Annotated in this window: 9 protein-coding genes; 4 read left to right on the top strand and 5 right to left on the bottom strand. The window is 72.9% G+C overall.

Translation table 11 applies throughout. The features are described 5' to 3' along the window. Positions 1-42: 42 nt before the first annotated feature. The 3 genes from ACFQ58_RS06350 to ACFQ58_RS06340 form a co-directional block, all read right to left on the bottom strand. Positions 43-1,239: an ROK family transcriptional regulator gene (locus ACFQ58_RS06350; protein WP_376950186.1), complete on the bottom strand. Its 1,197-nt coding sequence runs from the start codon at positions 1,237-1,239 to the stop codon at positions 43-45. A gap of 68 nt (positions 1,240-1,307) precedes the next feature. Then, entirely contained in the window at positions 1,308-3,194 is a 1,887-nt protein-coding gene (locus tag ACFQ58_RS06345; protein ID WP_376950185.1) for a heavy metal translocating P-type ATPase, read from the bottom strand. Between the two features lie 81 nt (positions 3,195-3,275). Continuing rightward, positions 3,276-4,493 carry an NADP-dependent isocitrate dehydrogenase gene (locus ACFQ58_RS06340; protein WP_376950184.1) on the bottom strand — a complete coding sequence of 406 codons (1,218 nt, stop codon included), beginning with the start codon at positions 4,491-4,493 and terminating at the stop codon, positions 3,276-3,278. Between the two features lie 162 nt (positions 4,494-4,655). On the opposite strand from ACFQ58_RS06340, the gene ACFQ58_RS06335 reads away from it, so the two are divergent. Together ACFQ58_RS06335 and ACFQ58_RS06330 are read left to right on the top strand one after the other, a co-directional pair. Further along, positions 4,656-5,114: a GNAT family N-acetyltransferase gene (locus tag ACFQ58_RS06335; protein WP_376950183.1), complete on the top strand. Its 459-nt coding sequence runs from the start codon at positions 4,656-4,658 to the stop codon at positions 5,112-5,114. A gap of 35 nt (positions 5,115-5,149) precedes the next feature. Next, positions 5,150-5,464: an MGMT family protein gene (locus ACFQ58_RS06330; RefSeq protein WP_376950182.1), complete on the top strand. Its 315-nt coding sequence runs from the start codon at positions 5,150-5,152 to the stop codon at positions 5,462-5,464. A 25-nt stretch (positions 5,465-5,489) separates the two neighbouring features. On the opposite strand, the gene ACFQ58_RS06325 is transcribed toward ACFQ58_RS06330, so the two are convergent. Both ACFQ58_RS06325 and ACFQ58_RS06320 read right to left on the bottom strand, forming a co-directional pair. Then, positions 5,490-7,466 carry a histidine kinase gene (locus ACFQ58_RS06325; RefSeq protein WP_376950181.1) on the bottom strand — a complete coding sequence of 659 codons (1,977 nt, stop codon included), beginning with the start codon at positions 7,464-7,466 and terminating at the stop codon, positions 5,490-5,492. A gap of 5 nt (positions 7,467-7,471) precedes the next feature. Next, complete coding sequence (locus tag ACFQ58_RS06320) at positions 7,472-8,143, bottom strand: response regulator (RefSeq protein WP_376950180.1); 672 nt, start codon at positions 8,141-8,143, stop codon at positions 7,472-7,474. A gap of 231 nt (positions 8,144-8,374) precedes the next feature. On the opposite strand from ACFQ58_RS06320, the gene ACFQ58_RS06315 reads away from it, so the two are divergent. Beyond that, positions 8,375-11,950 (top strand): DUF3376 domain-containing protein, encoded by a 3,576-nt coding sequence (locus ACFQ58_RS06315; RefSeq protein WP_376950179.1) that lies wholly within the window; start codon positions 8,375-8,377, stop codon positions 11,948-11,950. Positions 11,951-12,125: 175 nt separating this feature from the next. After that, entirely contained in the window at positions 12,126-13,454 is a 1,329-nt protein-coding gene (locus ACFQ58_RS06310) for a type III PLP-dependent enzyme (RefSeq protein ID WP_376950178.1), read from the top strand. The last annotated feature ends 63 nt before the right edge of the window (positions 13,455-13,517 follow it).

The following is a 13,517-nucleotide window of genomic DNA, read 5'->3' as shown; positions in this document are numbered from 1 at the left end:
GTGGGAGCGGGGCGCCGCCACCCTTGGTGCGGGGTGGGGCCCCTACGAGACCCCGAGTTGTCCGGACAGGACCATGACGGCCGCTCCGCGCAGGACGATGTCCTGGCCGTGTGCGGTCATCCGGAGCCTCAGATCGCGGTGGTGCTCCGCCATCGTCCGAATCCGGAGCGTCTCGACGGTCGCCTCGAGCAGCGGACCGTCAAGCAGTTCCGCCGGTCCGCTGACGACGACCTCGGAGAGGTTCAGCGCACCGACGACGGGGGCGAGCACGATGCCGAGGCGCCGGCCCGCTTCCCGCAGGGTCTCTTCGCGAGCGGATGCCGCGGCATCCGTCTCGCCGAGTCGTTCGAGTTCGGCCGTCAGCCGGGGCACGGCCAGCCAGGCCTCGAGGCAGCCGTGCTTGCCGCACGCGCAGCGCGGGCCGCCGTCGGTGCCCACCACGACGTGGCCGATCTCGCCCGCGGCCGAACCGGCGCCGAGCACCGGACGGCCGCCGACGATGAGGCCGGCGCCGACGCCGTGGCCGACCTTGATGAGGATGAGGTCGCCGGGCGCGCTCGCGTGCTCGGCGAGCACCGCGACGTTCGCGTCGTTGGCGACGTGCACGGGCAGGTGGAAGGCGGCGGCGAGGCGCTCCTGCAGCGGCAGGTCGGTCCAGCCGAGGTTGGGCGCCGAGTGCACGACGCCGTTGGGCTCGACGATGCCGGGCGAGCCGACGCCGATGCCGAGCACGCGCGCGGTGGTGAGGGCGAGCAGGCCGTCGAGGAGTTCGAGCACGAGCTGCACGGCGCGTTCACCGGTGGCGCCGTCGAGCGCGACCTCGGCCTGCGCGACGATGCCCCCATCGAGGTCGAGCACGGCGCCGCGGAAGCGGGTGTGCTCGGAGAGGTCGAGCGCCACGACGTGGTAGCCGGTGCGGTCGATGTCGATGAGCGTGGCGGGCTTGCCCGGCCGGGCGTCCTCGCGCTGGCCGAGCTCGACCACGAGGCCCTCGGCCAGGAGCTCGGCGACGAGGTCGGAGACGGTGACGCGCGTGAGGCGCGTTTCGCGAGCGACATCCGCCCGGCTCTGGGCGCCCTGGGTGTAGAGCGTCTGCAGCACCAGGCTGCGGTTGTGGCTGCGGGCGTGCTCGGGAAGCACCTTGCCAGAGGCGCGCAGGGCTCGGCCGGCGAAGAGGGGGACCGCGCCGGTCGAGGCGGGCGCGGGGGCCGGGGGTCGCGAGGCATCCGTTGCGGTCACGTTTGTTAGTAAACCTTACGAACAAACTCTGGTCAAGCCTTCGTTACCGATGCGTGACCATCGGAACGTCACCGGGCGGAGGTCGCGGCGCGCTCGCGCACGGGCGCCGGGGCCGCGGCATCGCGTCGTCCGCCGATCGCGCGGAGCGCGGCGAGGATCGCCGCGAGGTCGACGAACTCCTGCAGCAGCGCGCCGGCCGTGGCGGGGATGAAGCCGAACGCCGCAATGAGCATCAGCGCGACGCTCACGATGATGCCGAGCCAGATGCTCTGCAGCGCGACGCGCACGGTGTCGCGCCCGATCTCGACGGCCTTGGCGGTGCGCGAGATGTCGTCGACGAGGATCACGGCGTCGGCGGACTCGCTCGCGGCCGTCGCACCACGCGCGCCCATCGCCACGCCGACGTCCGCGGCGGCGAGCACGGGGGCGTCGTTCACGCCGTCGCCGACCATGATCACCGGGCGCTCGGCGATCGCCGCGACCTCCTGCACCTTGTCGGCCGGCAGGCACTCCGCGCGCACCCGCTCCAGGCCGAGCTCGGCCGCGATGTGGTCGGCCGTCGCCTGCGCGTCGCCGGTGAGCATCATGGTGTGGTGCACGCCCAGGCGGTCGAGTCGCTCGAGCGTCGTGCGGGCGTTCGCGCGCACCCGGTCGCGCGCGAGCAGCGCGCCGGCGTAGCGGCCGTCGACGGCGACGTAGACGGCGAGCTCACCGGGCGCGATCCCGGTGCGGCGCGCCTCCTGTGCGTGCCCCTGCACGTACGCGAACTTGCCCACGGCGACCTCGCGACCGCCGATCCGTGCGATCACGCCGTTGGTCGCCGACTCGCGGGCGGTCTCGGCCTCGGCGAGCGGAAGGCCCCCATCGGTCGCCGCCTGGATGATCGAGGCGGCGAGCACGTGCGAGGAGTACTGCTCCGCCGACGCGACGAGCGCCAGCAGCTCATCGGGCCTGAAACCGGGCTCGGTCCGCACCGCGACGAGTTCCGGCTCGCCGTGGGTGAGCGTCCCCGTCTTGTCGAACACCGCGGTCCTCGCCTTGGCGAGCTGCTCCAGGACTCCACCGCCCTTGACGATGACCCCGTTCCGCGCCGCCCGGCTCATCCCGCCGATGAAGGCGACGGGCGCGGCGATCAGCAGCGGGCACGGTGTCGCGAGCACGAGCACCTCGGCGAATCGCACCGGATCGCCCGACACCCACCACGCGACACCCGCGAGCAGCAGCGAGAAGACGGTGAACGGCACCGCGTACCGGTCGGCGAGCCGCACGACCGGCGCCTTGCTCGCCGCGGCCTCGGCGACCAGGGCCACGATCTGCTGGTACTGGCTGTCGGCCGCACGCGCGGTCGCCGTGATCTCGACGGCGGCCGGACCGTTGACCGATCCGCTGAGCAGCGGGTCGCCCTCGTGCTTCTCGACCGGGACGCTCTCGCCCGTGATCGACGACTCGTCGACGGTGGTCTCGACCGATCGCAGCGTGCCGTCGACGGGCACGATCTCGCTGGGTCGCACGAGCAGGACGTCCCCCGGCCGCACGTCGTCGACCGGCACGTCCTCGAAGTGGTCGTCGAGCACGCGGTGGGCACGCTGCGGCGCGCGCGCGAGCAGCGCGTCGAGCTCGCGCTTGGCCCGTCGTCCCGCGTAGTCCTCGAGCGCCTCGCCGCCCGTGAGCATGAGCACGACGATGAGCGCCGCGACGTACTCCCCCACCGCGACGGTCGCCACGATGGCGGTGATCGCGAGGATGTCGAGGCCCCAGTGCCCACGGAGGATGTCGCGCACCATCCCCACGGCCTGCCACGCCGCGATGCCGAGCGCGTAGGCGCTGAAGATCCACGCCACCAGCCAGCCCTGCCCGGCGAGCGCGAGCACGATCCCGAGCGCGCCGATCGCGAGCGTGAGCGCGACGACCGGGTAGCGGCGGATGAGGCGGAGCGGGCGGGGAGCGCGTGCCATGCGCCCCATCCTCCCCCGGGAGACGGCGAACGGGCCGGATGCACTCGGCATCCGGCCCGTTCGAGCCGCGGGTGATACGGGCTACGCGCCTAGGCGCGCCTTGAGGTTCGCGTCGATCGTGTCGAGGAAGTCCTCGGTCGTCTGGTACGCCTGGTCGGGGCCGACCAGCAGCGCGAGGTCCTTCGTCATGGCGCCGGACTCGACGGTCTCGATGATGACGTCCTCGAGGGTGTGCGCGAAGTCGATGAGCTCCTGGTTGCCGTCGAGCTTGCCGCGGTGCGCGAGCCCGCGCGTCCAGGCGAAGATCGAGGCGATCGGGTTCGTCGAGGTCGGCTTGCCCTGCTGGTGCTGGCGGTAGTGGCGCGTGACCGTGCCGTGGGCCGCCTCGGCCTCGACGACGCTGCCGTCGGGCGTCGTGAGCACCGACGTCATGAGGCCGAGCGAGCCGAAGCCCTGCGCGACGGTGTCGGACTGCACGTCGCCGTCGTAGTTCTTGCACGCCCAGACGTAGCCGCCCTCCCACTTGAGCGACGCGGCGACCATGTCGTCGATGAGGCGGTGCTCGTAGGTGAGGCCGGCCTCGTCGAACTTCGCCTTGAACTCGGTGTCGAAGACCTCCTGGAAGAGGTCCTTGAAGCGGCCGTCGTAGGCCTTCAGGATCGTGTTCTTCGTCGACAGGTACACCGGGTACTCGCGGGCGAGGCCGTAGTTCAGCGACGCGCGCGCGAAGTCGCGGATCGAGTCGTCGAGGTTGTACATGCCCATCGCGACGCCCGAGCCGGGCGCCTGGAAGACCTCGAAGGACTGCGGCTCCGAGCCGTCCTTCGGGGTGAAGGTCATCGTGAGGGTGCCCTCGCCCTCGAACTTGAAGTCGGTCGCGCGGTACTGGTCGCCGAAGGCGTGACGGCCGACGATGATCGGCTTGTTCCAGCCGGGCACGAGCCGCGGGATGTTCGAGATGATGATCGGCTCGCGGAAGATGACACCGCCGAGGATGTTGCGGATCGTGCCGTTCGGCGACCGCCACATCTTCTTCAGGCCGAACTCCTCGACGCGCGCCTCGTCGGGCGTGATCGTCGCGCACTTGACGCCGACGCCGTGCTTCTTGATCGCGTTGGCCGCATCGACCGTGATCTGGTCGTCGGTCTCGTCGCGCTTCTGGATGGAGAGGTCGTAGTACTCGAGGTTGATGTCGAGGTACGGGTGGATGAGCTGGTCCTTGATGGCCTGCCAGATGATGCGGGTCATCTCGTCGCCGTCGAGTTCGACGACGGTGCCTTCGACCTTGATCTTCGACAAGGGGCGGTCTCCTTGGGATCTCGTGGGATTGCTTGGGAAGCGAGGAAGTCTCGGGGGTGTCCGACACGCCGCCTGCCAGCTTACCGCTTCGGCCGGATATCTCGACATCGAGAGAATTCCAGGCCTATCCGACGCGCCGATCGAACGGTTAGGCTGCGATGCATGGCAGAACTGCGACTGGAAGAACTGAACGCGACGAACATCGTGGCCGCGAACAACCTGTCGCTCAAGCCCGGGCAGGAGCAGTTCCTCGCCCCCGTCACCTACGCCGCCGAGACGGCGGTCGTGAACCCCGCTACCGCATGGCAGCGCGTCGCCCTCAACGACGACCGCGTCGTCGGATTCATCCACGGCAACTTCGATCCCGACAACGCGCACGAGGAGTTCCGGGCCTGCATCTGGCGCATCAACGTCGACGCCGAGGTGCAGGGCAAGGGCGTCGGCCGGTTCCTCGCCCACGCGCTGGCCGAAGAGGCGAAGCGCCGCGGCTTCCACCGCATCACCGTGCTCTGGGAGCCCGGCGACGAGGGCCCCGGCGAGTTCTTCCACCGCATCGGCTTCCACGACGTCGGCGAGACGCAGTACGGCGACATCATCGGCGCGCTCGAGCTGAAGGGCTGAACGCGCCCGGGCCCGGCCCGGTCGAGGGCCGACGGATGCCGCGACACGGCGAGGGCTTCGTCGAGGCCGTGCTCGCCGTGGTCGCCGACATCCCGCCCGGCCATGTCATGACCTACGGCGATGTCGCCGCGACGCTCGGCTCGCGCGGCGCGCGCGCCGTCGGCCAGGTCATGGCGCGGTACGGCAGCGACGTGCCCTGGTGGCGGGTCGTCCGCGCGGGCGGCAGGCCACCGGCAGGTCATGCCGAGCGGGCGCGGCGGCACTACGCCGACGAGGGCGTCCCGTTGCGCCCGGCCGACGACGAGGACGGCTACCGGATCGACCTGGCCGCCTGCCGCTGGCGCGGCTGAATCCGGCGGTGCGCGCGCGGCGCCGTCACACGTCGGCCGGCGTGCCGATGCCGCCGGGCGCGAGGCCCGAAGCGGCTCCGGCTCCGGCGTCGTCGGGCGACGGGTCGCCCGTCTCGGCGGACACCAGCAACCCCGCCCCGGCGAGGGAGCGCTGCCGCTCCTCTGGACCGGCGCCACCGCCGCTCGACTCGACGTGGACGGGCTCGTGCGATTCGATCGGCGGGAGGTCGACCGGCATCCGCACGGTCACCGTGGTCCCCGCGCCCCGCGGGCTGTCGAGCGAGATGGAGCCCCCGACGGCGTCGATCCGGTCGGCGATGCCGAGCACGCCCGTGCCGGCGTCGTACGAGGCGCCGCCGACCCCGTTGTCGCGGACGGAGATGACGACCTCGTCGCCCTCGAGGTAGGCCCGGACCCATGCCCGCGTCGCCTGCGAGTGCTTCGCCACGTTCGCGAGGGACTCGGCGACGGCGAAGTAGCCCGTCGACTCGATGAGCTCGGGCAGCCGTCCCTCGGCCTGGACGTCGACCTCGACGGGGACCGGGCAGCGACCGGCGAGTTCGGGCACCGCGAGCGCGAGCCCGCCTTGGGAGAGCAGGCTCGGGTGGATGCCGTGCGCGAGCTCGCGCAGTTCGCGCAGGCCCTGGTTGAGCGTGTGGATGGAGCCCTCGAGCTCCGTCGCGAGTTCGTCGTGCCGGGCCTCCCGCGCGGTGTTCGCCGCGAGCCGCAGCCGCATGCCGAGCGAGACCAGCTGCTGCTGGGCGCCGTCGTGCAGGTCCCGCTCGATGCGTCGACGGGCCTCGACGCCCGCTTCGACGATGCGCTGGCGGGACTGGCGCACCTGTTCGAGCGTGCGCTCGACCTCGGTGCGGAGCCGGCCGTTGTCGACCGAGAGACGGAGCGCGCTCGACACCCCGTCGAGCAGGCGCATGTTGTCGGTGAGGGCGCGGTCGTGACGGATGAGCGCGATCGGCAGCCCCGTGGGCGACGCGACCGGGAGGATGCTGTGCCCGCCGCCCGGGTCTGCGGAGTCGATGGGCTCGCCCGCGGCGTCGCCGTAGCGGCCGCGCTCCTCGTCCCACCAGTACACGCGGACGCTCTCGTCGCGGAGCGCGCGGGCGAGCGACTCCGCCCAGAGGCCGCGGTCGGCGCCCTCGCGGGTGACCCGCATGAGGTCGGCAACGCGGGCGCGCATGTTGCGGGCGTGCGCGACGCCCGCGACGTAGCTCACCGGCACCGCGGCCATTGCGACGAGCGCCACCGTGAGCAGCACCGTGTCGGCCGTGTCCGAGAGCGCATACGCGGCCGCCTGGATGACCGCCATGACCGCCCAGGCGATGAGCGCGATGGGCATGAGGAACGCGACCGCGCGAGCGGGCACGCTGCCCCGCACCCACCGCACGAGCAGCCGGACCGCGATGGCGAGGATGAGTGTCGCCCCGACCGCGCGGTAGCCGACCTCGATCGTCCGCAGCAGGTCGGGAGCATCGGCGAGCTGGTAGGGGTTCGGCGCGCAGTCGCACCCTTCGACCGAACCTGTCCCGGCCAGCGTGACCACGCCCAGGAGGTAGACGATCGAGATCCCGAGGGTGAGCGCCGCGATGATCCGGTCGAACCGGTCGGCGAGCCAGCCGCGCGGGTACACGAGCACGAGCAGCCCGGCCACCACCGCCCAGCCGAGATGGACGCCGCGCACGATCGGCCAGAGCCATCCGATCGGCCCGATCACGAAGTCGAAGAAGGTCTCGGGGATCCACAGCACGACGAACAGGATCATCAGGCGAGCCGGCACCGGATTGGGTCCGATCGACCAGGCCACGCCGGCGCACGCTGCGAACACGATCGGCACGATCGCGTGCAGGGTCGTGTACGACACCTCGGGAATCTCGTCCGGCGGCGTCGCGAGGAACCCCCAGACCTCCATCGTGAGGCTGAGTGCGATGACACCCGCGATCGTCGCGGACCGCCACGCGATCCGCCCCCGGCGCTCGGGCGCCATCATGCCGCCTACCTCTGGCCGAGGAGCGTGAGCACCGCGAGCACGCGGCGATGGTGCTCCGGCGACTCCTCGAGATCGAGCTTCTGCAGGATGCTGCGCACGTGCGTCTCGACGGTCTTCAGCCCCAGGAACAGCGTCTGCGCGATGCCGCCGTTGGAGTAGCCCTGCGCCATGAGCTCGAGCACCGACCGCTCGCGCTCGGTCAGGCGCGCGAGCGGGTCGTCGGCGCGCGTGCGCTGGACCAGCTGCTCGACGACCTCGGGGTCGACGACCGAGCCGCCCGAGGCGACGGTCTGCACGGCGCGCACGAGCGTCTGCGGCTCGGAGACGCGCTCCTTCAGCAGGTAGCCGGTGCCGCTGCCGGCGCCCATCACCCGCAGCGCGTACTCGGGCGTCGCGTACATCGACAGCAGCAGCACGCCCATCTCGTCGCCGCGCTCGCGGATGCGCTCGAGGGCGACGATGCCCTCGTCGCGGTGCGTCGGAGGCATGCGGATGTCGAGGACCGCCGCATCGAGGTCGAGTTCGTCGATCGCGTCGAGCAGCTCGTCGGCGGTGCCGACCGAGGCGACGACCTCGATCCCGCCGCCTTCGAGCACCTTCGCGATGCCCTCGCGCAGCAGCAGCGCGTCGTCGGCGATCGCGACCTTCAGGACGCGTTCGTCCCCGACCTGTTCCATCAGCACCTCCGCTCGAAGGCGCGCGCGAGTCCTCGACGTCCATGCGCCGCCTACTCGCGAGGCTACTCCTCGGGGGTCCAGCAACGCGGGGTCCCAGTTCTGGGGGCAACGCGGACCGGGCACGACCCGGATGCGTGCGCGGCCCGCGTCTGCCACGCTGGGAGGACCCGCGTGCCCGCCCACCCGCGCGGCCCGACCACGGCGCGCCTGCGCCACCACCCGAGGAGCGCCATGGTCCTGCCCGATGCCGTCGAGGTCTCGCCCGAAGGCCCCGTCACCACCTCGACGCGCCCCGTGCGCGTGGTGGTCGTGCGCCCCGGCGAACGGGTCGACGAGGTCGCCGCGCGCCATCCGGGCGCCACGCCCTCGTTCAACCGGACCCTCCGCGTGGCGCTCGCCATGCGGGGCGGCGTGAGCCTGGCGGTGTGGATCGGCGGCGCCGTCGCCGAGCTCGACCTCCTGCGCCGGATCCGGCTGTACGACGCCGGCGACGAGACCCTCGCGTTCGTCCCCGAGACCGCCGAGCGACCCCTGACGCCGCCGGTCCTCGCACGCCTGCAGTCGTACGCCGAGCTCCTCGACGCGGCCGGCTACGACCGCGTCGAGTTCGACCTGCTCGCGGGGGCGAGCGCCGGCGGCCTGAACGCGGTGGTGTACGCGGTCGCCCAGCGCGCCGGCACGGGGCTCGACGGGCTCCTGCGCGTGTGGGGGCGGGTCGGCGGATTCTGGGGCCTGCTGCACCCGCCGGGCTCGCGCCGGATCCTGGCGCTCATGCAGGGCGAGGACTACTTCCGCTCGCAGACGCTCGCGGCCCTGCGCGACATCTACGACGCGACCGACCGCCACCCCGACCTCGTCTCGTCGTACACCGGCGTCGACCTCTCCGCGACCGTCATCGACGCCGGCGACGAGTTCGAGGAGGACGCCAACGAGGGGCGCGGCCACTTCCACTTCGTCGGGAGCGACGAGCACCTGCTCGACAACCGCATCCCGCGACGTCTCGACGAGCTCGACGAGACCGCCATGAGCGACGACCACGCGAGCCTCTCGCGCCTCGCGCTCGCGGCCCGGTCGACGTCGTCGCTGCCGGGCGGCTTCGAACCCGCGCACATCGACTCGACGACCGGCGCCGCCGGCGAGCCGCACGACGCCGAGGCCCGCGGCATGCGCTTCGCGTTCGCCGCGCATCGCGACGGGCCCGGCACGCCGTACCGGATCGTCGACGGCGCGGTGTTCGACAACGTGCCGATCGAGCGCGCGCTCCGCTCGGCCCGGTCCCGCGTCTCCGATCGACGCGCCGACCGCGTCATGCTGTTCCTCGACCCCGAGCCCGACCCGCCGGTCGGCGGCGCGATCGAGTGGGACCCGAACGCCTCGCGCTTCTTCCGCGCGATCGGCGCGATGGTGTCGCGGCAGTTCCGCCGCGAGTCGGTCGCACGAGAGGTCGCCGAGCTCGAGCGGTTCAACGCCGAGCGTGAGGTCGCCGCCGCGCGCCTCGACAGCGCCGCCCCGCTCGTCGCGGCGGCAGCCTGGTCGCATGACGCGATCCACGAGCGCCGGCGCGCGTACGTGCGTGCGCTCGGCACCGATCTCGCCGAGCACCTCGCCGCGACGGCGTCGGCGCCGAGCCTGTGGCAGCTCACGTCATCGCTGCCGGGCCGCCGTCGCTATCGGCCGATCCCCCGGATCCGGCTGACCGGCCTCGCCGCCGTCGCGAGCGAGCGGTTCGGCTCGCTCAACGTCGCGGAGACGACGGCGGTCTCCCGTTCGCCGCTGGCCCTCGCCGACGCGGCCAACTGCGTGCTCGCCTGGGCGCGAGCGCTCGAGGCCCTGCCCGCCGAGCGCGGGTCACGCCGCGGGCTCGCCCTCACCGAGGTGCGCGAGGCGGCCTACGACGCGCTCACCCGCGCCATCCGGTGGCGCGACGAGCTGACGGCGCGCGTGCTCGAGCTCACCGACGAGGCGGCCGCCCGCGACGGCGACCCGACCGGCGCCGACTTCGAGGCCTGGGTCACGACCTGGCTCGCGGCATCCGCTCGCATCAAGGCGCCCGAGATCTGGAGCCAGCTCGACACCGCCGTCGCCCGACTGAGGCTGCTCACCGCACGCGTCGAGCAGGAGGCCGAGGCCGGTCGGCGGCAGCTGACGCCGGACTGGATCGGCTCGGCGTGGCGGCCGCTCGGGGCGACGACGGCGCTCGCAGCCGCCGACCTGCCGCCCCTGTACCACTCCGCGGGCATCCCCGCCGCGCTGTCGCACGTGCGCTACTGGGCGATCGGCGTCGACGAGGCTCCCGCCGACCCCGGCGGCTTCCGGTCGCTCGCGCGCGACCGCTGGTACGGGATCCTCGGCCGCGTGATCCGCACTCCTGGCATCACGCCCGAGCAGGCCGCCGCCGAGGTCCGGCGCGCGTCGGAGCACGTCGCGCTCGACCGGCAGTCGAAGCTCGCGGGGTACGGGTTCGGCAACTTCCTCGGCTTCCTCGCGCGAGCCTGGCGGGTCAACGACTGGTGGTGGGGGCGGCTCGACGCCGCCGCGGGCATCGCGCGGTTCTTCACGGCCCTCGAACCCGACGCGGTGAGGACGGATGTCGCGGTGCGACGCCTGCAGGATGCCGTGCTCGCCGAAGCCGACGACCCCGCCGTCGCGGCCGAGGGCCTGTCACCGCTCGAGCCGGTGGCGACGGCTCCTGCGCCCCCTCCCGCCCGTGCGGCGGCGGATGGCGCGGCCTCGCACGCGCCGCGAACCCGTCGCGAGCGGCTCCGCGCCGGCACCGACACGATCCTCGACCTCGCACCCGCGTACCGGTTCGCGATCGCCTCCCGGACGGTCCGCCTCATCGACCGGGTGATCGTGCAACCGGTCGGCCGGGTGATGTGGTGGATCGCGCAGGCGGTGCTCGCGTTCGTCCGTCCCCTCCTCGTCGCGCTGCCCGCGGTGTTCGATCCGCCCCGGCTCGCGCTCGTCGCGGCGTTCGTCGCGGCCGTGGCGTGGCCGCTGACGTGGGAGCCGGTCGAGCTGCCCGAGGTCGGCTGGCTGGTCGGGCTCAGCATGGTCGGCGTGGGTGCGATCGTCGCGATCTGGGCCGGCGTGGTCTCGACGCAGCGCCACTGGCACCGCGTCGCGGAGGCGATCGGCGGCGAGCTCGGCGGCGTCGCCGAGGCCTCGCGCGTCGCCGCCCGCAAGCGGGCGTACGTCATGGCGGGCGTCGCGACCGCCAGCGTCGTCCCGCTGGTGATCGCGCTGCTGCAGAGCAACTTCCTGCTCATCATGCTCTGCCTCGCCGTCACGCTCGTGCTCGGGGGAATCGCGAAGCGACTGGCGTCATCGGCTCGCCGCGCGCCGGTCCCCGGACGTGATCGACGGACCATCGCGATGGTCGTCGTCTTCGGCCTGTTCGGCGGCATCCTGCCGCTCGTCCAGCTCACGTGGGACCTCCTGGGCGACCTGCCGCCGTGGCTGGCGCCCGAGGAGCGCTGGAACCTCCTCGTGCTCGCCGTCGGCGCGGCCGCCGTCACGATCACCCTCACCCTGGGCTGGCTGCGCATCGGTCGGACGCCGGCGCAAATCGCCGCGACGCACGGCGTGAACTGGATCACGGTGGCGGTGGCATCCGTCGCCGTCGGAGCCGGCGCGCACTGGCTCGCGACCGACTTCTTCACGGTCGGCATCGCCGACCTGCTGGCCGACGTCATCGCCGCCGCGGCGTTCATCGTCGCGTGGGCCAACGTGGTGTGGTGGATGCCCGACCTGGTGCGCCGGATCCCCGACGCGGACGACCGCGTGGAGCGGGCGCCGCTGGACTGATCCGCACCCGTGCGGCTGCGGCATCCGGCCGATCAGGGCTCTCACCGACCGGATTCGAGTGACCGCACCGACCGCATTCGGGTGACTGCCCCGATCCGTCGCGCGCGCCGCCCTGCGAGGCTCTGGGCATCCTCATTCCGGCGCAGCCCGCGCCCCGCATGGAAGCCGCACTTCGATGAGCATCGTGCACCCCCTCCCCCTCGACCGGATGGCCGCTCCGGCACCGGCGCGTCCGCGTCGGACCGACCGCCGCCGGTTCCGTCTCGCGACGGGCGCGCTGCCCGAACTGCCGCCGCACCGTGAGCGCGTGCGTCGTGAACTCGCCGCGTACACGTCCCGCGTGCACCTCGCCGAACTCGTCCGCGAGCACGGCTCGCCGCTGTTCCTGCTCGACACCGACCGCGTCACGACCCAGCTGCTGCGCCTGCGCAGCGCGCTGCCGCACGTCGCCATCCACTTCGCGACCACGTCGCTGCCGCACCCGGCGGTGCTGCGCGCCGTGCATGCGTTCGGCGCGTCGTTCACGGTGGCCTCGCGCGGCGAGCTCGACCTGCTCGAGCGCCAGGGCATCCCGGTGGCCGGGTGCCTCCACACGCACCCCGTGAAGACGGTCGCCGACATCACCGGCGCGTACCTGCGCGGCATCCGCACCTTCGTCATCGACAGCCCGTCGGAGATCGGCAAGTTCGCGGGCCTCAAGACCGACGACCTCGGCGTGCTCATCCGGCTCTCGTTCCCGAACCCCGGTGCGAAGTCGGATCCCTCCTCGAAGTTCGGCGTGGCGCCCGAGGACGCGCCCGCGCTCGTCGAGCGCTGCATCGCCTCGCGCCTGCCCGTTCGGGGATTCACGTTCCACGTCGGCAGCCAGACCACGTCGGCCGAGCCGTGGCGCCGCGCGATCGCCGCCACGCTCCAGCTCATGCACGACCTCGAGGCCATCCACGACCTGCGCTTCGACCTCCTCGACATCGGCGGCGGATTCCCGGTCGCGTACGACGAGCCCGTCCCGCCGTTCGCGGAGATCGCCCGCGGCATCCGCACGGCCCTCGCCGACGTGCCGTCGCACGTGCGCGTCATCGTCGAGCCCGGGCGATTCGTCGCGGCGCCGGCGATGACGCTCATCACCCGGGTGATCGGCACGAACGACCGGCCCGACGGCCGGTGGCACTACCTCGACGAGGGCTTCCACGGCGCGTTCTCGAAGATCCCCGCCGAGAACGTGAACGCCCTGCTCTTCGCCGCCGCCGAGCTCGGCGTACAGCCGCTCGGCGACGACGCCGCCGAACGCGCGACCCGCCGCATCCTCACGCGGACGCGCGTGCCCGTCACGCTCGCCGGGCCGACGTGCGACAGGTTCGACGTGATCGCGCGCCGCACGCCGCTGCCCCCGCTCGCCGACGGCGACCTGCTCGTCTCCCCCATGATGGGCGCCTACACCTGGGCGACGCCCACGGGCTTCAACGGCATCTCGCCGACGCCGGTCGTCGTCCTGCCGCGCGGCTGACGGCGTCCCTCCGTTTCAGGAACACGGAAGCTGCGCAGGACAGGATCCGGCGAAGCATCCTGA

This window comes from Agromyces sp. NPDC056523 (assembly GCF_042794545.1).
Lineage (GTDB): Bacteria > Actinomycetota > Actinomycetes > Actinomycetales > Microbacteriaceae > Agromyces.
The sequence above is the reverse complement of the archived record's forward strand: the minus strand, read 5'-3'. Positions and strand labels throughout refer to the sequence as shown.

Bases quoted from the DNA above. Each gene is read 5' to 3' on its own strand.
- ACFQ58_RS06315 (WP_376950179.1), top strand. From the start codon at position 8,375: ATGGTCCTGCCCGATGCCGTCGAGGTCTCGCCCGAAGGCCCCGTCACC.
- ACFQ58_RS06310 (WP_376950178.1), top strand. From the start codon at position 12,126: ATGAGCATCGTGCACCCCCTCCCCCTCGACCGGATGGCCGCTCCGGCA.
- ACFQ58_RS06335 (WP_376950183.1), top strand. From the start codon at position 4,656: ATGGCAGAACTGCGACTGGAAGAACTGAACGCGACGAACATCGTGGCC.
- ACFQ58_RS06320 (WP_376950180.1), bottom strand. From the start codon at position 8,143: ATGGAACAGGTCGGGGACGAACGCGTCCTGAAGGTCGCGATCGCCGAC.
- ACFQ58_RS06345 (WP_376950185.1), bottom strand. From the start codon at position 3,194: ATGGCACGCGCTCCCCGCCCGCTCCGCCTCATCCGCCGCTACCCGGTC.
- ACFQ58_RS06325 (WP_376950181.1), bottom strand. From the start codon at position 7,466: ATGATGGCGCCCGAGCGCCGGGGGCGGATCGCGTGGCGGTCCGCGACG.
- ACFQ58_RS06330 (WP_376950182.1), top strand. From the start codon at position 5,150: ATGCCGCGACACGGCGAGGGCTTCGTCGAGGCCGTGCTCGCCGTGGTC.